The following is a 20065-nucleotide window of genomic DNA, read 5'->3' as shown; positions in this document are numbered from 1 at the left end:
TGTGTTTTATGCCGGTTACTTCGAAATCGCGAAGGTTTCGAGCTTGGAGGCGTTGTCGGCGTTGATCAGAACGCAATCCATCAGCTGCTTTTCTTCCTTCGGCAGCGTCTTGTTCTTGATGTAGGCGTCAGCCTGCTCGACGGCCATCTGGGCCTGGGCGTATGCCGGCTGCAGAACGGTGGCCTTGATGCCGCCCGCCTTGATCGAGTCGCGAACGTCGTTGGAGCCGTCGAAACCGACGACGATCACGTCCTTGCGGCCGGCAGCCTGGAGAGCGGCGATCGCGCCCATGGCCATCGTGTCGTTGCCGGAGATGACGCCCTTGATGTCAGGGTTTGCCTGGAGAATGGTTTCCATCTTGGCGTAGGCTTCGGTCTGGCTCCAGTTGGCCGACTGCTTGGCAACGCTCTTCAGATCCGGATAGTCGTCGATGACGTCATGATAGCCCTGCGAGCGGATGCCGGCATTGGTGTCGGATTCCTTGCCGACGAGCTCGACATAGTTGCCCTTCTCGCCCATCAGCTTGACGAATTCCTGCGCGCCGAGCTGTGCACCCTGGTAGTTGTTGGAAACGATCTGGGCGACGGCAACACCGGTCGCATTGATTTCGCGGTCAATCAGGAAGGAGGGGATGCCCGCATCCTTGGCCTTCTTGACGGCGGCGACCGAGGCGTCGGCGCCGGCGTTGTCGAGGATGATGGCCTTGGCGCCGCGGCCGATGGCCGTGTCGATCATTTCCGACTGCTTGTTGGCGTCGTCGTCATGGGTCATGACGAGCGCTTCGTAGCCGAGTTCCTTGGCCTTTGCTTCGGCGCCGACGGCTTCAGCCTTGAAGAACGGGTTGTCATGGGCCGGCGTGATGATGGCGATCAGATCAGCCGAAAATGCCGGCATGGCAACGCCGAGCGAAAGGGCGCCCGCGAAGGCCGCAAGGGTCAGTCTGCGTGTAAAAGTCATGGTTTCTCCTCCCGAGTTTGACGCATGGGCCGGGCCACCCCGGCCCAACCAGAATTCATGCGATATTCATTGCCGGACCGTCTCTTGGACTCCCCACCGGGCCGGCGATGCGGCAGGGCGTAAACCCCGCCGCGGCATTGTCAGGTGATGCGCCGGATGCTTTCGGCGATCTCCTGAGGTTCGAAGACCTTCTTCCAGTCGTCGCGCATCAGCGCGGGGATGCCGAACTCGATCGCCTTGTTGCAGGCATCCGAGAACACGCCGTCGACTTCCTTGAAGATGACGGCGCCGAGCACGTTCATATGGCCGAGCAGGAAGTCGCGGGCGGCTTCCGCAGGCACGCCGCGGGCAACGCATTCGTCCATGGCCTGGCGCATGACGACGAGCAGCGAGGCGCAAACGGTTTCAGACAGACCCGGCTCCAGCATCGCCATCTGATCGACGGTGACGCGGTGCGAGCGCATGACCGGCGCCCAGATAACCTTGGCGATTTCTTCGCCGAGATCGTAGGCGGCTTCCGGACCCTGCATCAGAGCAGAGACGATATGCTGCTTGGCGAAGAGGCCGCCGAAGTGATCCTTCTTCGCCTGCATGTCGGTCTCGTCGTTGAAGATCGGCGGATGGCAGGGGTGCGTTACGAAATAGGTGAGATCGGCGCGCTCAGGCAGATGTCCGGCGAAGGGTGCAGCGGCGTCGAGCGCGACGACCATCGTGCCCGGCTTCAGCTTGCCGACGATACCGGTTGCGACCTTGCCGATCGCCGTATCGGGAACAGCGAGAATGACGACGTCAGCACCGGCAAGACCTTCATCCGCACCGACGCAATCGATGCCGAGATCGTTCTTGAGGCGCGCCTTGCCGGCATCGCTGACCTCGACATGACGGACATCGAAGCGCGAGCCTTTGAGGTTTTTGGCAAGCCGGTAGCCCATTTTGCCACCAGCGCCGAAGAGGGCAATTGCAGTCATGTTTCCTCGCCTTTCGATTTTTTCAATCAGGTATCGCAACTGGTATGATGAGTCAATCACTACATCAGTTGCTATCAACAATTTGATCCGTCAGGATCGACGTCCATCGCGTATTTGCGCGAAATAGCCGTCGGATCCGACCTGACCGCCCTTCAGCGCGATCTGCAGTCCGTTCGTCGGCGCGTATGAACCGTGGGCGGTGCAAAGCGGCGAGCCCGGCGTCTGAGGCAGAGGCAGCAACGTTGTCAGCGCCTCGACGCGCAGCTCGCTCAATGCATGACTGGACGTATCGCCACCGGCGATGACGGCGCGGGGCAGCTTCTCCGCTTCGACCAGCCGCCGCAGGATGACACCGAGGCGGATGCCGAGCTGGTGGCGCGCTTCTGGAATGCGGTCGATCTCCGTGCCGCGGTCTGCGGAGGGGCCGAGCGCCGTGTGCAGGATGACACTGCGGCCGGATTTCAAGGCTGAAAGACCTGCGGTGACGGCGCCGTCGATTGCGGCGTCGCCGCTTTCGCCGACCAGCGCCAGCGGATCGACGGGAATGGTATCGAAGCCACTCTCGGCCGCGGTGCGGATCTGCCGCTCCGTCGTCGGCGAGACGCTGCCGGAGACAACGGCAAGGCGCTCCACCGCGCCGGGTAGCGCGAACTCAACCTTGCCGGAGGTTAGCCCCTCGTGCTGCCAGGCATGCAGCAGCGCATATTGAATGCCGGAGGAGCCTGCAACGAACAGGCCGCCATTGCCGCGCAGGCGCCAGACCTGTTCGCCCGCAATCGCCTGCGACGCCGGACCATCGACATCGACGAGCAGGATGCCGGGCTTCCCGGCAAGCAGTGTATCGATACCCGCTGAGGCATCGGCCGCCGTCATCGCCAGATCGGCAAGGCGGATCGGCAGGCTGGTCTGGGCGGCAAGATGTACGGTCAGGTCAGCCTCGGCCATCGGCGTCACCGGATGGCGGCTCATGACCGGGTGACGGTCGATGCGGTAGACCGTGCCCTGATAGGCGGCGAAGAGATTGCCGAAGGCGGTGTAGCGCTTCAGCTGCGGCGCGCCGACGATCACGGGCACGCAATCCTGCGCGAAAACCTCGCGGCCGATCTCGATCGCTTTGCCGATATTGCCGATCGCAGGGCTGGAATCGAAGGTCGAGCAGACCTTGTAGTGGCAGACCGCGGCGTCGAGCGCTTTCAGCCAGGCAAAAGCAGGCGACAGGTTTGCCGTCATCCATTCCGGTGTCTGACTGCGGCTGGTACCGGCAATGCCGATCGCCTGGCAATCCGCGAACTTGGCAAGCGTTTCGGCGCTGGGAATGCCGAGGAACAGAGCGGTCTTCACGCCGTTGGAAGCGAGCGCCTCCATCACATCGGTCGAGCCGGTGAAGTCATCGCCATAGTAGCTGAGCAGCAGCTTGCTCATGGCAATCACGCACCCTTGCCGTCGGCGAACTTGGCGATAGAGGCCGCCAGTTCAGGATGATCCTTGGCATAGGTCTCAAGCGGGATATCGGCAACCGCCGCCTGCCATGCCTGCTGCACCGCGCGCACGCCTGCCGCCGGGCCGCCCGGATGGCTGACGATGCCGCCGCCGCAGAGATAGAGGAGGTCGGTGGTCCGGCCGGTGCGCTGATAGGTTTCCGGTGCCTGGCCGCCCCACTGGCCGGAACCGGCTACTGGAAGCGGGCAATCCGCCTTGTCGAACAGCGGTGTGCTGACCGCCTTGAAGGATTCGACGAAGCTTTCATCCGGCTCCCAGTATTTGACGCGGATGCCGTTGATCTGGAACTGGTCGACGCCGAGCAGGCGCCAGAATTGCTGATAGACCTTGAAATCGAGGCCGGTCGCCGGGTTGCGGGTCAGGATATCCCAGCCGTTGCGGTGGGCGTGGAGCACCAGTCCGGAGCGCTTGCGCAAAAAGCTCATGCCGCCGAAGCCGATCGAATTGATATTGACGACGGCGCAATTGCCGCCCGCCTTGAGGACCAGATCATGGTTACGCATCATCTCGTCCGGATCTGCATGCGAGATGCCGAAGGCATACATCACCTTCTTGCCGGTCTTCTGCTCGTGATCGAGGATCAGCGGCATGATCGCGGCGACGCGGTCCTTGAGCGGCGAATAGGCCGGGCTCATCAGTTTCTCGTCGTCCTTGATGAAATCGACGCCGGATGCGATCAGTTCGCCGACGAGTTCCGCCGTTTCATGCGGACGCAGGCCCAGCGCCGGTTTGACGATGGTGCCGATGATCGGGCGACCCTCGACGCCGGTCAGCTTGCGGCTGCCAGCAACGCCGAACTGCGGCCCGGGATGGGCGCCCTTGAATTCCGGCGGCAGCTTCAGATCGACGATGCGAATGCCGGTCATGCCCTTGATCGAATAGACGCCGCCGATTGCAATCGTCATCAGCGCCGAAAGATCCGTGCCGATGGCATCGAGCGGGAAGGCGATATCGACATCGGCGCGCTTGAGCGGTCCGTGACCTTCGGCAACTTCCGGCCAGCCGGGCGTCTTCGCATCCTCGAGAGGGCGGATCGCCAGCACGCGGGCAGCGACACGCGCCTTCAGCTCTTCGGTTTCGCCGGGAACCGGAACGAAGGTGCCCGTCGACTGATCCGATGCGATCTTGTCGGCCATGGCTTCGACGCTGCCCGCAGTTTCAATGCGGTAGGTAAGGGTGATCATACTCACGTCTTTAATGCTCCTCAGGCCAAGCCCAGCATCTTGGCAATCATTGCCTAACTGGTATAATGAGTATTCCAATTTCGCAAATGGAAAATTTCCTGAGCGCTGCCGAATGATTGTATCGCGGCCTTTGTCGCCGCCGCGCAAAATGCTAATGGGGAGGGAATTCTGAGCCAGCGAGACATCATGACCCAACCAATCGAGCAGATCGTTCGCCGGAAGCTCTCCGACGAGGTTTTCGACAGGCTCGAACGCATGATCACCTCGGGCGAACTGAAGCCCGGTGATGAAATGCCCTCCGAGCGCGTGCTGATGGAACGTTTCGGGGTCGGCCGTCCGGCGATCCGCGAGGCGATGCAGTCGCTGGCTGGTATGGGCCTCGTCAACATTTCCCATGGCGAGCGCGCCAAGGTGCTGAAGCTGACGGCGCAGTCGATCTTCCGGCAGGTGGACCTGACGGCGAAGATCATGCTGTCGCAGTCCAATGACAGTCTCGAAAACCTGAAGAGCGCCCGTATCTTCTTCGAGCGCGGCATGGCGCGCGAAGCGGCGCAGCGCGCGACGTCAGCCGATATCGAGGCGCTGAAGACGATCATCAGCCGCCAGCGCGAGTCGCTTGGAAACGCTGAAGATTTCATCTCCGCCGACATGCAGTTTCACACCCGCATCGCGCAGATTTCCGGCAACCCGATCTTTGCCGCGGTCAGCGAGGCAATGCTGGCGTGGCTGCGCGAATATCACACGGAGATGCTGATCTGGACCGGCAAGGAAAAATTCACGCTGGTCGAGCACGAAGAGATCGTCGAGCGCCTTGCGGCACGCGATGCCGATGGTGCAGAATCGGCGGTGCTGAAGCATCTCGAGCGCTCACGGGCGCTCTACACGAAATAGGCAGGCCTGCCGCCTGGGAAGAGGGGCGGCTGCATGCATCGAAGGAGGATCGATGACGGTCAAGAAAATCATCAACAACGGCGCCGATGCCGTCGACGAAATGCTGGCGGGTATGCTGGCCGCCCATCCCAATCACCTGAAACTGATCGAGGGCACCACCCGCTCGGTGGTCGCGGTCGATGGTCCGCGCAAGGGCAAGGTCGGCCTGGTGATCGGCGGCGGCTCCGGTCATGAGCCGAGCTTCGTCGGTTTCGTCGGGCGCGGTTTGGCAGACGCTGCGGCGATCGGCAATGTCTTCGCCTCGCCGCCGCCGGACCCGATCCTCGAATGTGCCAAGGCCGTCGATGGCGGCGCGGGCGTGCTTTTCATGTATGGCAACTATGCCGGCGACGTGATGAATTTCGACATGGCGGCCGAAATGGCGGCGATGGAAGACATCGAGGTGCGCACGGTGCTGACCACCGACGACGTCGCCTCGGCACCGCGCGACCGGCGTACGGATCGCCGCGGCGTGGCCGGCAATGTCTTCGTCTTCAAGATCGCCGGTGCTGCCAGCGACCGGATGATGGATCTCGATGCCTGCGAGGCCGTCGCCCGCAAGGCCAATGACCGGACCTTCACCATGGGCGTGGCGCTCGGCCCTTGTTCCCTGCCGCAGACGCGCAAGCCGAATTTCGAGCTCGGCCCCGACGAGATGGAAATCGGCATGGGCATCCATGGCGAACCGGGCGTCGAGCGCGGCCCGCTGAAAAGCGCCAATGCGATTACCGACGATCTGCTCGACAAGATCCTGCCCGAGATGAAAGCCGACCGCGGTGACCGCGTTGCCGTTCTGGTCAACGGCCTCGGTGCCACGCCGCTAATGGAGCTCTACATCATGATGGCCCGCGTCAAGCAGCGGCTTGATGGCGAGGGCCTTGTCATCCACTCGACGCTCGTCGGCAATTATTGCAGCTCGCTCGACATGATGGGCGCCTCGGTGACCCTCATGCATCTCGACGATGAGCTGCAATCGCTGCTCGACCACCCCTGCGATTGCGCCATGTTCAGGAGCGGCCACTGATGGCTGAGATCACTGCACAGGACCTGCGCGCCCTGTTCTCGGCGATCGCCGCGACCATTACGGAAAACCGCGACCGCCTCAGTGAACTCGACGGCGTCATCGGCGATGCCGACCATGGTATCACCATGGAGCTCGGTTTTTCGACGGTGAAGACAAGCCTCGCGGCCAATGCGGCAGAGAGTGATCTCGGCGCCATCTTCAACCTCGCCGCCAAGTCATTCCTGAACGCCGTCGGCGCCTCATCGGGACCGCTCTATGCGACGGCCTTCATGCGCGCCGGTGCGGCGCTGAAGGGCAAGGCATCCGCCGGCGACGAGGACATGGTGAGGGCGTTTGCCGCCATGGCCAAGGGGATCGAGGACCGCGGCAAGGCAGTACCGGGCGAAAAGACGATGGTCGATGCCTGGCGCCCGGCCGCCGATGCGGCTGAGGCAGCGTTTGCCAACGGCTCTTCGCTTGCCGTCTGCCTGAAGGCGGCTGTGGATGCGGCAAATGCCGGGGCGGAAGCGACCAAGGCGATGCTCGCGACCAAGGGCCGGGCATCACGGTTGGGCGAGCGTGTGCTTGGCCATGCCGATCCGGGGGCGGTTTCGGCGGCGTTGATTATCGGGACGATGGCGGCGAGTTTCGGGTGAGGTGATCTTCGCTAGCGAGACCCTGTGAAATGGCAGTCTCGGTGTCCTGCGATGTTGCCTACTCGCTGCCCTCATTCCTGTGCTTGTCACAGGAATCCAGCCACGGCGCGTCTGCGCCGTGAATGATTCTTGAGTAAACGTAAAAATCTCCCGCCGCGCGGACGCGCGGCTGCTGGAGCCCTGTGACAAGCACAGGGATGAGGGAGAACTACGGGTGTAGCCCCCTCATCCGGCCCTTTGGGCCACCTTCTCCCCGCTGGTGAGAAGGGAAAGCTGCGGCGGCCTCTCGCTCTGACTTCCCCCCTCTCCCCTCGGGGAGAGGGTAGGGTGAGGGGGCTCCAGGCACGCCAGAGCGTTTCAAATCCCGCATGGAAGCAGGCGACGGAGCGGGCATGGTATCACGTGCGTACAAACACGAGGAGCGCCTCATGATGAAGGCACCCACCCAACTCACCGAACGTTATACTTCGCGTCCAGCTCGTCCATCGCCTTCACATTCCCAGCAGACCGGCCGTTCTCGTCGAACGTCTGCGCCAGAAACGCATCGGCGATCGACTTCGCCAGTTCGGTGCCGATAACGCGGGCGCCCATGGTGATGATTTGGGCGTTGTTGGAGAGCGCTGCGCGTTCGGCCGAATAGGTGTCGTGGGTCAGCGCGGCGCGGATGCCGGGGACCTTGTTGGCCGAGATGCAGACGCCGATGCCGGTGCCGCAGACGAGGATCGCCTTGTCGTAGGTGCCGTCGATGACGCCGGAGGCGACGCGGTCGGAGAGGTTGGCGTAGAAGGGATCGGCGCCTTCGTTGGTGCGCGAGACTTCGTGCACCTCGAAACGATCCTTCAGATGATCGGCCAGAACCTTGGCGAGACCTTCGCCGGCGCTGTCTCCTGCAATGGCAAGCTTCATTGTCGTTCTCCTTAGAGTTTGGCGGCGCATTTGGCGAGAATGTCGAGGTAGCCCTCGACGTTCCAGGCCGAACGGCCGATGAAGAGCCCGTCGATATGGGGGCTCGAGATCAGTTCTTCGCAGTTTCCAGGGTTGACCGAGCCGCCGTAGAGGCAAGGGATCTTGCGGCCGAGCACCTCTTCGGCAACCGCAATGATTTCGGCCTGGCGGGCGTCGGCATAATCGGCGCTCGCCGGAATGCCGTTTTCGCCAATTGCCCAGACGGGCTCATAGGCGAGCAGGATCTCGGCCGATTTCTGTGCTGCCGAGAGCTTCGAAAGGGCGCCGCGCACCTGCGTGGCCAGAATCTCCGCGGCCCTGCCGCTTTCGCGGTCGGCAAGCGTCTCGCCAATGCAGATCAGCGGGATCAGGCCGTGGCGGACGGCCGCTTCGGTCTTCAGGCCGACCGTCTCGTCGGTTTCGCCGAAATGCTCGCGGCGCTCGGAATGGCCGAGCTCGACGATATCCAGATTGCAGTCCTTCAGCATCACCGGCGAGACCTCGCCGGTCCAGGCGCCCTGATCGGCCCAGTGCATGTTCTGCGCGCCGACCTTGACGGATGTCTTGGCCAGCATCGCCTTGACTTCGCGCACGGCGGTGAAGGGCGGGATGACGAAGCGCTGGATACGCGGATCGCGCGCCGCATCGGCAGCTTCGAGGCCGCGGGCGAAAGCTTGCGCTTCGGCAAGTGTCTTGTTCATCTTCCAGCTGGTGCCGATCCAGAAGCGCGGCTTTTCGGTCATGTCGGATCCTGTTCTGATGCGATGGTGAGCGCGATGCCCGCCTGTTCGAATTCGTCGAGGGCGGGCTTTTCGGGCGCCTTGTCGGTGATGACGGCGTCGAAGCCGGCCAGATCGGCCATCACGTGCAGGGCGGTGTGGCCGATGCGCTCGTGGTTGACCAGGAGGCAGCTCCTCGATGCCGAAGCGATCATCGCCCGCTTGGTACGGACCGCATTGTCGTCCATGTGATAGGCGAGCCTGCCGCTGACGGCGGGAGTCGAGATGAAGGCGATATCGGCCCTGAGCTTCGACAGCGCTTCCTCGGTGACGACGCCGAGATAGGCGTTGAATTTGGCGGAATAGATGCCGCCGAGCGCGATCAGCGTGATGCCGTTTTCGCTCTTCAGCCGCTCCATGATCGCGGCGTTGTTGGTGATCACGGTCAGTGGCCGCTTCTGCAGCAGCATTTCGCCAAGCACCGCCGCCATCGACCCGTCATTGACCATCACGGTCATCCCGGGCTCGACCAGCTCCAATGCCTTCTGCGCCATGGCGATCTTGGCTTCGCCGCCCTGGCGCTCGCGGATGCGGAAATCGCTTTCGAACTGGGTTCCGGCGTCGATCGTCGCGCCGCCGCGGACCTTGCGCAGCACGCCGGCCTGCTCAAGGTCGTCGAGATCGCGGTGAACAGTCATCTTCGACACGGTGAAGCGATCGGCAAGGTCGTCGAGATCGACGGTCTTGTTTTCGACGAGCAGATTGACGATCAGCTGCTGCCGCTCTTCCCGCTTCATTCCGGTCTCCACCCAAGTCTATGGTGTTAAGGTAACGGATATTTCGTGATAAGCAACATATATGATGTGATTTTGCGATCAAATAATGTTGCTTTGGTGGCTATTGCAACAGCGTCTGTGCGGTCTTCTCATCGGTGATGAGGCCGAAAAGGCGGCGGCTGTTGAGGATGGCGCGGATCGCCGCGACCTTCGACTGGCCGCCGGCGAGCGCGACGAGACGTTCGGTCTTCGACTTCGGGAAGGAGGCCGAAAGCGTGCGGGCGGTCAGCGCCGTGTCCAGCACCTGGCCATCGGCATCGAAGAAATGGCCGAGAATTTCGCCGACGCCACCGGCCGCGGCGATATCCTGGATTTCGCTGGGCTCGACCATGCCCGAGAGCACCAGCTGCGCTTCGGCATCGACGGTTCCAAGGCCGACGAGCTTGAGATCCGCATTGTTGGCGAGGTCGAAGACTTCCTTCACGGCGCGTTGCGCCTTCAGCACCTTACGGTCCTCGCCGGTATTGGCGAAGAAGGGGACGGGCATCACATAGGCATGCGTCCCGGTCTTTTCGGCGATCCGGTGCATCACGTCGTAAGGATTGGCGCCGTAGTTCCGCGTCAAACCGCCAAGCAGCGAGACGAAACGCAGGTCCTTGGCGTTGATGCGCGGCATGTACTGGACGGCCGCCGACAGTGTGCGCCCATGACCGAGGCCGATCACCTTGTTGTCGCCCCGCTCGATCTCGCGCTTCAGATATCCGGCGCCGGCATGGCCGAGCGCGCGCAGCGGCAGGCCTTCCTCGCCGAGATCGGGTGCCACTTCGCAATATTGCAGCCCGAAACGCTCCGAAAGGCGGGATTCGAGCTCGACGCATTCGACGATATCGCCGTCGATCGTGACTTTCACCACGCCATCGGCGACGGCGCGCGCGATCAGCCGGTGCGCCTTGACCGAGGGCACACCGAGGCGCCGGGCGACCTCCGACTGGGTCAATCCACCGGCGTAATGCAGCCATGCGGCACGTACGGCAAGCGTATCATCGGCATCCGTCACAGCCGCTTCCTTTCGAATGTCCTGCGTGGCGATTCCGCCGCGTCGTGGTGCTGCCTTTTAAAATTCTCCATCTCAGATGTTCAAGTCGTCGATGCCGGTGTCGATATACGGCGACCAGAACGCGATGCTTTCGGCGATCTGCGGGATGACCTCGCGATCGTTCGGCTCACGCTCCTTGAAAGAGAGTTCGAGGCAGATCTCGTTGTTGACAGCACCGCCATCGGCAAAGGCCTTCAGCAGCGGCGCCGGCTGAATGCGGCCCCTGGCGTTGAAATCAGCGGTGAAGGGACGGTGGCCACCCTTGTCCATCAGGCTCTGCTTGATGTGGATGATCGGCGACACCGGCGGCACGGCGCGCGCCCAGGCATAGGGATCGAAATCGTCGGGGTTGGCGGAGGTGACGTCACCATGGTCAATATCGGCCATCATCCACATCGGGATCGCCATTTTCGCCGCCGTCAGCCGCTCCTGCAGCGAGAGGCAGGCGGCGATCGTCTCGCCGAACTCGCGGCCGACGCTCATCGGCTCCCAGAAAACATAGGAAAGACCGGCGGCACGGCCGTGCTCGGCGACCTCGGCCCAGCTGTCGATGGCGATCTTGATCAGTTCCTCACGGCGAACGGGGTCGTCGAAATCCTTGTAGGTGAAGATCGCAAACTGCGTGCCGACGGAATCGCCGCCGAGATCGGCGGTGATATCGGCAAAGGTCTTGAACCAGTCGATATAGTAGCGCCTGACCTCGGCATCCGGATGGCCGAAATGGTTGAGACGGCCGTAGGGGCCGGTCATGCCCGAGGTGACGCGAACGCCGGTGCGCCGCAGCGCCGTGTTCATGCTCCGCGTCAGGCGGCGGATCACGGGCGCCTGCCAGCTCGGATTGATGAATTCATGGGTCAACTGCAGGTCTCGGATCTTCAGGTCGCTCGCCACCGTGTCGATCAGATCGTCGGGCTCCGCGAAGCGGTTTACCAGCGGATTGGTGTTCAACGAAAGCGTCAGCGTCATCGAAACCTCCTTCAGGCGGCAAGGCGGGAGGAGGCCAACCAGTCGGCAAAGGCAGCACGCTCGGCCTCGCTCATGTGCAGGTAGTGCTTGGTGCGGCGGTAGAGGATGTCCTCTGCCGTTTCCGCCCATTCGGTGGCGACGAGATAGCGCGCCTCCGCCTCGTAGAACTGCCCGCCGAAATGGCGGCCGAGCGCCTCGATGCTGGTTGCTCCTGAAACGATATTCTTGGTGCGGGCGCCATAGAGGCGGCCATAGTGATGCACGAGCTTGCGCGGCATCCAGGGATAGGTATCGCGCAGACTGTTGGCGAAGGTCTCATAGTCGGCATTGGGGATTTCGCCGCCGGGCAGGGGCGCCGTCTGCGTCCAGTCATCGCCCATGCCGGGGAAGATGTGCTTGAGGCGGTGCAGGCCGCGCTCGGCAAGCTCGCGGAAGGTGGTGATCTTGCCGCCGAAGACATTGAGCAGCGGCGCGCCGCCGGTTTCGTCGAGATCGAAGACATAGTCGCGGGTCACGGCGGACGGATTGCCCTTGCCGTCGTCGAAGAGCGGGCGCACGCCGGAGAAGCTGTGCAGCACATCCTGGCGGCGGAGCTTTTCCTTGAAATAGCGGTTCACGGCCTTCAGCAGGTAATCGATTTCGCTCTCGTCGGCAGAGACATCCTCGGCGCGGCCTTCATAGGCGATATCGGTGGTGCCGATCAGCGCCTTGTCGCCCTCATAAGGGTTGATGAAGATGACGCGCTTGTCGTGGTTCTGGACGAGATAGGCATTCGAGCCCGCCCAGAATTTCGGGACGATGATGTGGCTGCCCTTGACCAGGCGCACATTGCGGGCCGAGTTCGATCCGGCCACGCGGTTGATGATGTCGGTCACCCAGGGGCCGGCGCAATTCACCAGACATTTGGCCCTGAAAGTGCGGGTCTCGCCTGTCGTGCTGTTCTTGGTGACGACGGTCCATGCGCCATTCTCGCGCCGGGCGGAGACGGCAGGCGAACGGGTCAGGACGATCGCGCCTTTTTCGGCGGCGCTGACGGCGTTCAGAACGACGAGGCGGGCATCATCGACCCAGCAGTCGGAATATTCGAAGCCGCGCTTGTATTGATCGAGGATCGGCGTGCCCTCGGGGTCGCGCAGCAGGTTGAGCGTGCGGGTGCCGGGAAGCTTCTTGCGGCCGCCGAGATGGTCGTAGAGGAAGAGGCCGAGGCGGACCAGCCAGGCCGGACGGTCCTCAGGGCTGTGCGGCAGCACGAAGCGCATCGGCCAGATAATGTGCGGGGCGGCATTGAGCAGCACTTCGCGTTCGATCAGCGCTTCGCGCACCAGGCGGAATTCGTAATATTCGAGATAACGCAGCCCGCCATGCACCAGTTTGCCCGACCGCGACGAGGTTCCCTGCGCCAGATCATCCTTTTCGCACAGCGCCACCTTGAGCCCACGGCCAGCGGCATCGCGTGCGATACCGGCGCCGTTGATGCCGCCGCCGATGACGAAGAGGTCCAGGGTTTCGGGTTCGGTCATGTCATGCTCCTTCGATGCCAGCGCATCAGAACTTGAGTTATGCGCCTGGTGTCGCCGTCGCGGTCGAGGCGAGCTTGTCCCAGGCGGGCGCCATTGCCTGGCGGATGTCGGTATAGGCTGCGAAAAGCGTTTCGAACCGCGCCGCCTCGGCGGCATCGGGAACCTCGGGTTCGCCAAGCAGCGGCGAGACCCAGTCGGCAATGCAATCATCCATCGTCGGATAAACGCCGACCGCGACCGCAGCCATCATCGCGGCACCGGCAGCCCCGGTCTCCTCGCGCTGCGACTGGCGGATCGGGGCGTTGACGGCTGCTGACAGCGAGCGGCGCAGGCTTGGCGAACGCGTGGCGCCGCCAGTGATGCGCAGCTCTTCCGGCATCGCCCCCATTGCCGCATAGCAATCGCGGGTCGCGAGGCCCAGACCTTCGACGACGCCTCTCACCAGATCGGGGAAACGGTGGCGCGTGGACAGTCCGGCAAAGCCGGCACGCGCATTGGCGTTGACGAACGGGCCGCGCTCGCCGGCTTCGGAAATATAGGGGTGATAGAGCACGGAGCCCGGCTTGCTATCGGCAAACCAGCCATCGATGCGCGCGATCAGTTCCGCATGCGAAACCGTCTTGCCGGCGTCTGCCATCAGCGAGGCGGCGATATCGAGGATCCAGTCGATATTGATCGTCGATCCCATATTCGTCTGGACCTGGGTGACGATGCCGGGGATCGGCAGGGCGATCACATAGCCGGTGCCCTCGCTGTTAAGGTGGACATCGCCGACGGCCTTGGCGCGAAGGTGGACGCCGGTCGAGCCGATCGTCGAGCAGGCGGCGTTGCGCCCGCCGCTGCGGACGCCTGCGCCGAGCGCGGTCATCACCATATCGACATAGCCGAGGCAGACGGGCGTTCCCGCCAGCAGCCCGCAGGCCTTGGCAGCATCCGATGTCAGCGGATGGCTGACTTCGGTCCCGTCGATGATGTCAGGCAACAGATTGCGCCGGTGTTCGAGGCCAAGCGCATCGATGACGGCGTCGTCATATTGCCGGGTGCGGAAATTGCCGAAGGTGAAACTCGCCTCCGACGGATCGGTCGCGCGAATGCCTGTGAGGTTGAGATAGAGCCAATCCTTGCAGTGCAGCGCCGTTTCGGCGCGATCAAGGAGATCGGTCGCGAAACGGTCCATATGCGCGAGCTGGGTGCCCTGCTGGCAGGTGTTGAGGCCGGTGCCGGTCGCCTCGAAGCGGGCGCGGTTGTTCGGCTTGGATGCAAGCGAGACCACCGTCGATGCGGCGCGCGCATCGAGCCACAGCCAGGCATCGCCGACCGGTGCATTCTCGCGGCCGACGAGCCACGTGCCGTCACCTTGTCCGGTGACGGAAACGGTGGCGGTGCGCGCCGCAAGACCGGGCACTTTTTCACCGAGGCCGCATAACGCGCTGGCGCAATCTGCCCATGTCTGCGCAAGCGGCTGCGTCGCCGAGCCGTCGTCGCCGGTAGTGTATCTGTTGCGTACGGATGCGGCGGCGATCTGGCGTCCGGAAAGATCGAAGGCGACCGCCTTGATCACGGATGTGCCGGCGTCGATGCCGATGACGATATTCTGTGTCGATGTCATCGCAGGGTTATCCCGCCAATGCCGGGAACGCTGCGGCGGGCAATACGCGCGTCCAATTCATCATGCAGTCCTCCCGATCGGCCGAATTCCATCGCTCTGCTTCGGCCGCATGATCGATTCCATGGTGACGGGCCGCAAGCGTGTGCCTGCCGCCGGAAATGAATCGAATATCTGCCGAAACCTCCCATAGGCCTCACCGATAAACATAACACAAAGATATCACAAGGCCAGCAAGATTTTTCTAGTCATGAAAATTTTTTCAGCTAAAATAACAGGCGTCAGCTTGATGAGTGGCGGCCGCCTCTATTTGCGCAAGACTGCAGTCGCCGCTTTTGCCGCGAATATCTCATATCTTTAATTAATATTAAATATCAATGCGTTGTCTGAGTTTTCCAAATTCTTTGACAGGTATTTATTTGTGCATTTGCTGCCTTCCTATGTTGCGCCGCAACGCGATAAACAAGCTGTGAAGCGCCGCATTGATACGCAGGTTCTCATAAAAGTGCCGTTGACAGCATTATGAAATTATAACATTGTTTCCGGCATAAGTAACACAGTTCTATCACGGAAGCCTGCTTCCGGATGGGTGATTGCAGGATCAGGCGGTCGGAGGAGACTGGCGCCGGGTCCTGAGGAGGAGGCTTCCAATGTGGATTTTCGTCCAGAGTTGCGCTTTCGCGGGCTGCCTGCCGGGTTCTGATCCGGCGCGATGCCATGCCGTGGCGCGTCTGCGATCGTAATCGCAGCCAGCCCCTTCGCTTTATCGTCTCCCAGTCAAAGGCCGTCCCGACATGAGCACACAGTCCGATTACGCAGCACCGAAGCCGAGCAGCGGCAATCTGAAGCTCATCGTGGGCGTGGCGTTCGTTGTTGCCGTCGTCGGCGCCATCGCGCTTGACACGACGGTGGTCAAGATCGGTTCCGAAAACGACGTCAGGCAGCAGGTCTTCTCGCCTGAAACCTTTGGCGCCGAGCAGTTCCCGAAGATATTGGCGAATGTGCAGGAGCGCGCCGTACCGGCTGCCGATCTTGCCGCCGCCATCGCCGCCGACAAGAAGGCCGCCGCCGAGAAATACGGCACCGCGACGAGCACCGGACCGGTCATTCCCGTCACGCTGACAGGCACGTTCGGCGCCCGCAAATCGAACACCAACGAACTCAAAGTCGATGGATTGCCTCCCGAGACGGTGGTCCGTGTCCAGACCGGTCCTGCGGTCAACGGCACGGACCTCCGCGATGCCACCGGCACCATCGAATTCGGCCAGTTCACCAACCAGATCCAGTATCAGGACGCCGGATCGGCCATCAACAACGAGATGAAAAAGTCGGTCTTTACCGGCCTCGATCCGGAAACGCTGGATGGGAAATCCGCGACCGTGGTCGGCGTGTTCAAGCTGATCAATCCGAAAAACTGGCTGGTCACGCCCGTCAAGGTCGAAGTCAAATGAGCCAGCCGCTGCGCAGTAACGGAGTGCAGGGCGAGGTCGTTCTCGCCGCCCGCAACATCGCCAAGTCCTATGGCAATGTTCATGCCCTCAAGGGCGTGAATTTCGACATCCATCGCGGTCAGGTGACCACGCTGTTCGGAGAGAACGGCGCTGGCAAATCGACCTTGATGAAGATCCTTTCCGGTGTCGTGCAGCCAAGCTCGGGTGAGATCATCCTCGATGGCTCGCCGATCAGCTTCACCTCGTCGACCCATGCACGTGAACACGGCATCTCGATCATTCACCAGGAACTCAGCCTAGCGCCCAATCTCAGCGTCCGCGACAACATCTTCATGGGCCGCGAGATCATCACCGGCGGCATGGTCGATTTCGCCGAGGAAGAGCGCCAGACACGCGAGCTTCTGGAGGAGCTCGAGGAAGACATCGATCCGCTGACGCGCGTCGAGGACCTGCGCCTCGGCCAGCAGCAGATCGTCGAGATCGCCCGCGCGCTCTCGGTCAATTCGCGCATCCTGATCATGGACGAACCGACCTCGGCGCTGAGCGCCACCGAAGTCGAAGTTCTGTTCAAGGTCATCCACGACCTGACGAGCCGCGGCGTTTCGATCGTCTATATCTCGCATCATCTCGAAGAGGCGCTGCAGATCACCAATCACGCCGTCGTCCTGCGCGACGGCACAATGACTGCCTATGCCGAGCGCAAGGACATCGATCTCGAGTGGATCGTCCGCAACATGGTCGGCGACAATTTCGATCTCGGCAGCCCGCCGGACGGCCATCAGTTCGGCCAAGTGGCGCTGTCGATCGACAATCTCAGCGTGCCCGGTCCGTCGGGCGCTGCCTATAACGCCGTCGACCGGTTGTCGCTGAAGGTTCGTGCCGGCGAAGTCGTCTGCATCTACGGCCTGATGGGCGCCGGGCGTACCGAGCTTCTGGAATGCGTCGCCGGGCGTTTGCGCTCGAGCGGCGGCCAAGTCCTGCTTGAGGGCCGCGATGTCGGCGGCCTCAGCATTGCAGGGCGTATCGAAAGCGGCCTCGTTCTCGTTCCTGAAGATCGCCAGCGCGATGGCCTGGTGCAGACGATGACTGTCGGCACCAATCTATCGCTTGCCAGCATCGGCGCCTTCACCAAGGGTCTCTTCACCTCGGGCCGGCGCGAACGGGAGCTGGTCAACGATGCGATCCGCCGTGTCCACGTCAAGACAGATGGCGGCGAGGCGTCGATCGGCTCGCTCTCCGGCGGCAACCAGCAGAAGGTCGTTATCGGCAAGATGCTGGCCACGCAGCCGAAGGTCATCCTGCTCGACGAACCGAGCCGCGGCATCGATATCGGCGCCAAGGCTGAGGTTTTCAAGCTGCTTGCCGAGCGCGCCAAGCAGGGGCTCGCGGTCGTCTATTCGACCTCCGAAGTCAACGAATGCCTGAGCATCGCGCATCGCATCATCGTCATGCATCGCGGCCGGATCTCGGCCGAGTTCAGCTCTGACGTCACCAAGGAAAAGATCATGGCCGCCTCCGGCGAAGCCATGGTCGCGCACTAGCCCGGAATTATGGAGCACTGATTATGTCAGTCACAAATATCACCCAGAAGAAGACAGTTCCGAACGGGCAGAAGCGCAACACCAATATCGTGCGTCTGATCCTTGAGGGCAGGGCGTTCTTCGCGCTGATCGTCATCATCGCAGTCTTCTCGTTCCTGTCGCCCTATTATTTCAGCCTCAACAACTTCCTGATCATGGCCTCGCATGTCGCCATCTTCGGCATTCTGGCGATCGGCATGCTGCTGGTCATCCTGAACGGCGGCATCGATCTCTCGGTCGGCTCGACGCTGGGGCTCGCGGGCTGCATCGCCGGCTTCCTGATGCAGGGCGTGACGCTCAGCTATTTCGGCGTCATCCTCTATCCGCCAGTCTGGGCGGTCGTGGTGCTGACTTGCGCGCTCGGCGCCCTGGTCGGTGCGGTCAACGGCGTGCTGGTCGCGTATCTTAAGGTGCCGGCCTTCGTCGCCTCGCTCGGCGTTCTCTATGTGGCCCGCGGCATCGCGCTGCTGATGACCAACGGTCTCACCTACAATAATCTCGGCGGCCGTCCGGAGCTTGGCAATACCGGCTTCGACTGGCTCGGCTTCAACCGCCTCGGCGGCGTTCCGATCGGCGTCATCGTCCTTGCCGTGCTCGCCGTCGTCTGCGGCATCGTTCTCAGCCGCACGGCCTTCGGCCGCTGGCTCTATGCGTCGGGCGGCAACGAGCGTGCGGCCGACCTCTCCGGCGTTCCGGTCAAGCGCGTCAAGATCATCGTCTATGTGCTCTCAGGTGTCTGCGCGGCCATCGCCGGCCTGGTGCTTTCCTCGCAGCTGACCTCGGCAGGCCCGACAGCGGGTACCACCTACGAACTGACCGCGATCGCAGCCGTCGTCATCGGCGGCGCAGCCCTCACGGGTGGCCGCGGCACGGTGCGCGGCACCATGCTCGGCGCCTTCGTCATCGGCTTTCTGTCCGATGGTCTCGTGATCATCGGCGTCTCCGCCTACTGGCAGACGGTCTTTACCGGTGCGGTCATCGTCCTCGCCGTCTTGATGAACAGCATCCAATACGGCCGCCGGGTTAAATCGTCCTGACGGCTGCGACTGAAACTTATCCACGACGGCAGGCTGGGGTTCCAAGAAGGCCGATTGGGGAAAGCAACGCCGGTTCCCGGCACAACTGAGCTCACTAATGGGAGAGAGACTATGTTTAAAAAAGGCATGCGCATTCTTCTCGCCGCCGCGGCTGTCGCACCGCTCCTCGCAACGTCCGCCTGGGCAGCTGGCGCGATGACGATCATCGTCAACGATCCGTCGAACCCCTACTGGCTGACGGAAGGCAATGTTGCCAAGGCAACCGCTGAAAAGCTCGGCTACACGGCTTCGGTCAGCGCCCACAAGGGTGACACCAACACCGAGAGCAACCTGATCGACACGGCGATCACCAACAAGTCGGTCGCGATCATTCTCGACCCGGCCAATGCTGACGGTTCGGTCGGTGCGGTGAAGAAGGCTGTCGCCGCCGGTATCCCGGTCATCCTCGTCAACGCTGAAATCAACCAGGAAGGCCTGGCGAAGGCGCAGCTCGTTTCCAACAACGCCCAGGGTGCCGCCCTCGGTGCGCAGCAGTGGGTCGAAGCTGTCGGCGACAAGGGCAACTATGCCGAACTCTTCGGCGCTCCTTCCGATAACAACGCTGCAACCCGCTCCAACGGCTACGAAACCGTGCTGTCGCAGTACCCGGACCTGAAGAAGGTTGCCAAGGAAGTTGCCGATTGGGACCGCACCAAGGGTCACAACAAGATGCAGTCCATGCTGCAGGCAAATCCTGACATCGTCGGCGTGATCTCCGGCAATGACGAAATGGCCCTCGGCGCGATCGCAGCGCTCAAGGAAGCCGGCAAGCTCGCCAACATCAAGGTCGGCGGCTTCGACGGTTCTCCGGACGCTGTTGCGGCGATCAAGGCCGGCGAACTGCAGTACACCGTTCTCCAGCCCGTTGCCGTCTTCTCTGAAGAAGCCGTCAAGCAGGCCGATAATGTCATCAAGAATGGCAGCACCGGCGCCAAGAGCGAAAAGCAGCTCTTCGATTGCCTGCTGATCACCAAGGACAATGTCGACAAGTACACCGGCCCGTTCGTCCTTTCGCAGTAACATCGAAGGAGCGCTCGTGAGAGCGCGCCTTAGAGCCGGGCGGCATCCACCCGCCCGGCTTCCGCAATGCCTGAAATGGTGCCCGCGGCAGCAACCGCCCGTTCCGTTTCAC

At 62.4% G+C, this 20065-nt stretch carries 18 protein-coding genes; 7 read left to right on the top strand and 11 right to left on the bottom strand.

Annotated features, from left to right (window positions below):
• Nucleotides 1–15: 15 nt before the first annotated feature.
• The 4 genes from AC1DIJ_RS00975 to oiaX all read right to left on the bottom strand — a co-directional run bounded on the left by AC1DIJ_RS00975 (nt 16) and on the right by oiaX (nt 4609).
• On the bottom strand, nt 16–957 hold the full coding sequence (locus AC1DIJ_RS00975) for a D-ribose ABC transporter substrate-binding protein (protein WP_112388479.1): 942 nt from the start codon (nt 955–957) through the stop codon (nt 16–18).
• A 140-nt stretch (nt 958–1097) separates the two neighbouring features.
• Nucleotides 1098–1925, bottom strand: a complete 828-nt coding sequence (locus AC1DIJ_RS00970; protein ID WP_112388478.1) for a phosphogluconate dehydrogenase C-terminal domain-containing protein — start codon at nt 1923–1925, stop codon at nt 1098–1100.
• A gap of 90 nt (nt 1926–2015) precedes the next feature.
• Nucleotides 2016–3347: a four-carbon acid sugar kinase family protein gene (locus AC1DIJ_RS00965; RefSeq protein WP_112389005.1), complete on the bottom strand. Its 1332-nt coding sequence runs from the start codon at nt 3345–3347 to the stop codon at nt 2016–2018.
• Between the two features lie 5 nt (nt 3348–3352).
• Nucleotides 3353–4609 (bottom strand): 3-oxo-isoapionate-4-phosphate decarboxylase OiaX, encoded by a 1257-nt coding sequence (oiaX, locus tag AC1DIJ_RS00960; protein WP_112388477.1) that lies wholly within the window; start codon nt 4607–4609, stop codon nt 3353–3355.
• A gap of 186 nt (nt 4610–4795) precedes the next feature.
• On the opposite strand from oiaX, the gene AC1DIJ_RS00955 reads away from it, so the two are divergent.
• Genes AC1DIJ_RS00955 through dhaL form a run of 3 tightly spaced genes read left to right on the top strand, consistent with a single transcriptional unit; the run spans nt 4796 to nt 7198 of the window.
• A complete protein-coding gene (locus AC1DIJ_RS00955; RefSeq protein WP_112388476.1) occupies nt 4796–5500 on the top strand; it encodes a transcriptional regulator NanR in 705 nt (234 codons plus the stop codon).
• 52 nt (nt 5501–5552) lie between these two features.
• On the top strand, nt 5553–6563 hold the full coding sequence (gene dhaK, locus AC1DIJ_RS00950) for a dihydroxyacetone kinase subunit DhaK (protein WP_112388475.1): 1011 nt from the start codon (nt 5553–5555) through the stop codon (nt 6561–6563).
• The gene (dhaL, locus tag AC1DIJ_RS00945; RefSeq protein ID WP_112388474.1) at nt 6563–7198 is read left to right on the top strand and encodes a dihydroxyacetone kinase subunit DhaL; all 636 of its coding nucleotides are present in this window, start codon (nt 6563–6565) and stop codon (nt 7196–7198) included. The genes dhaK and dhaL overlap by 1 nt, the downstream gene beginning before the upstream one ends.
• A 450-nt stretch (nt 7199–7648) precedes the next feature.
• Here dhaL and derI read toward each other — a convergent pair whose 3' ends face one another.
• From derI to AC1DIJ_RS00910, 7 genes are all read right to left on the bottom strand, one after another.
• Complete coding sequence (derI, locus tag AC1DIJ_RS00940; protein WP_112388472.1) at nt 7649–8104, bottom strand: D-erythrulose-4-phosphate isomerase; 456 nt, start codon at nt 8102–8104, stop codon at nt 7649–7651.
• An 11-nt stretch (nt 8105–8115) separates the two neighbouring features.
• Nucleotides 8116–8886, bottom strand: a complete 771-nt coding sequence (locus AC1DIJ_RS00935) for a triose-phosphate isomerase (RefSeq protein ID WP_112388471.1) — start codon at nt 8884–8886, stop codon at nt 8116–8118.
• A complete protein-coding gene (locus AC1DIJ_RS00930; RefSeq protein ID WP_112388470.1) occupies nt 8883–9659 on the bottom strand; it encodes a DeoR/GlpR family DNA-binding transcription regulator in 777 nt (258 codons plus the stop codon). The genes AC1DIJ_RS00935 and AC1DIJ_RS00930 overlap by 4 nt, the downstream gene beginning before the upstream one ends.
• Before the next feature lie 100 nt (nt 9660–9759).
• Nucleotides 9760–10695, bottom strand: coding sequence for a sugar-binding transcriptional regulator (locus AC1DIJ_RS00925; RefSeq protein WP_112388469.1), 936 nt, complete (start codon nt 10693–10695; stop codon nt 9760–9762).
• Between the two features lie 72 nt (nt 10696–10767).
• Nucleotides 10768–11700, bottom strand: coding sequence for a sugar phosphate isomerase/epimerase family protein (locus AC1DIJ_RS00920; protein ID WP_112388468.1), 933 nt, complete (start codon nt 11698–11700; stop codon nt 10768–10770).
• 11 nt (nt 11701–11711) lie between these two features.
• Entirely contained in the window at nt 11712–13220 is a 1509-nt protein-coding gene (locus AC1DIJ_RS00915; RefSeq protein ID WP_112388467.1) for a glycerol-3-phosphate dehydrogenase, read from the bottom strand.
• A gap of 37 nt (nt 13221–13257) precedes the next feature.
• Nucleotides 13258–14829: an FGGY-family carbohydrate kinase gene (locus AC1DIJ_RS00910; protein ID WP_112388466.1), complete on the bottom strand. Its 1572-nt coding sequence runs from the start codon at nt 14827–14829 to the stop codon at nt 13258–13260.
• Between the two features lie 791 nt (nt 14830–15620).
• On the opposite strand from AC1DIJ_RS00910, the gene AC1DIJ_RS00905 reads away from it, so the two are divergent.
• The 4 genes from AC1DIJ_RS00905 (at nt 15621) to AC1DIJ_RS00890 (ending at nt 19953) form a co-directional block, all read left to right on the top strand.
• Complete coding sequence (locus AC1DIJ_RS00905) at nt 15621–16277, top strand: DUF2291 domain-containing protein (RefSeq protein ID WP_112388464.1); 657 nt, start codon at nt 15621–15623, stop codon at nt 16275–16277.
• Nucleotides 16274–17818 (top strand): sugar ABC transporter ATP-binding protein, encoded by a 1545-nt coding sequence (locus AC1DIJ_RS00900; protein ID WP_112388463.1) that lies wholly within the window; start codon nt 16274–16276, stop codon nt 17816–17818. The genes AC1DIJ_RS00905 and AC1DIJ_RS00900 overlap by 4 nt, the downstream gene beginning before the upstream one ends.
• Before the next feature lie 23 nt (nt 17819–17841).
• Nucleotides 17842–18894, top strand: coding sequence for an ABC transporter permease (locus AC1DIJ_RS00895; RefSeq protein WP_112388462.1), 1053 nt, complete (start codon nt 17842–17844; stop codon nt 18892–18894).
• A gap of 111 nt (nt 18895–19005) precedes the next feature.
• On the top strand, nt 19006–19953 hold the full coding sequence (locus AC1DIJ_RS00890) for a D-ribose ABC transporter substrate-binding protein (protein WP_112388461.1): 948 nt from the start codon (nt 19006–19008) through the stop codon (nt 19951–19953).
• Nucleotides 19954–20065 lie beyond the last annotated feature (112 nt).

It is taken from the genome of Rhizobium sp. 10N427, from assembly GCF_056394605.1.
This window is presented reverse-complemented; position numbering and strand designations above follow the sequence as displayed.